Below are 837 nucleotides of genomic sequence, written 5' to 3' on the forward strand. Positions count from 1 at the left end.
TTCTTAACTCTAATTACGCTTTTATGGCCTAATTGTTTCATTAGTTTTGCGACTGTTTTAAAGTTTACAGCTGTCTTGAGTTCTTTTCTAAGAAGCAGAGTAACTCTTCTATATCCATATAACCCTCTGTTTTTCTTGAATATACGAGTTACATGTTTACCTAATTCAGCATGTTTATCCAGAAAATTTATACTCTTAGTGTGATAATAATAAGTACTACGAGCTAGCCCAGCTAAGTGTAGTAAGTACTCTAGTTTATGTTTGCGCCTTAGCTCCGTAATTATTACGGCTTTTTCTTTTTGGCTTGCTTGCTTTGAGCCAAGGCTTCCAACTTTTTTAGATAATCATTTTCTGCGCGAAGATATTCATTCTCGATTCTCAACTTTTCTAAATCTGTCATTGAATCTTTTATCCCTGGAATATTACTTTTCTTAGTCATCTTGGTATGTGTTTTACTGTTTCTAAAATGTTTACCGCGACTATCCTCTAGAGATTTATATCCCAATGTATCTAACTTCATTTTCCATTGGGCAATACTACTGTAATTTCCAATTCCATACTTAGCTGCGATAGATATCAAAGATAAACCACTTCTTTGATAATCTTGTAAAATAACTAATTTTTCTTCCGTATTAAAACTCTTAGAAACAGAAGGTTTTTCCAAACCTTTTGCTCCATGATAGTGATATTGCTTACACCAAAAGTCAAAAGTAGCAGCGGAGACTTTATATTCTCTACAAACCAAATGAGCTGTGTACCCTTGCTTAACGACTAGTTCCACTAGTTTAAGTTTAAAATCAAACTGATAATTCTGTTTTCTACTCATAAAAAATGCCC

General features: G+C 33.2%; 2 protein-coding genes. Both read right to left on the reverse strand.

The window, feature by feature from the left end; genetic code table 11:
- Positions 1 to 284 (reverse strand): IS3 family transposase (locus ACYSNV_RS12400; protein ID WP_461762850.1); only part of this gene is annotated, 284 nt, incomplete at its 3' end.
- Positions 284 to 837, reverse strand: a 554-nt coding sequence (locus ACYSNV_RS12405; RefSeq protein WP_461762849.1) for a transposase, incomplete at its 5' end; no start/stop codon positions are given. The genes ACYSNV_RS12400 and ACYSNV_RS12405, both read right to left, overlap by 1 nt.

Source organism: Myroides sp. LJL119, assembly GCF_054871605.1.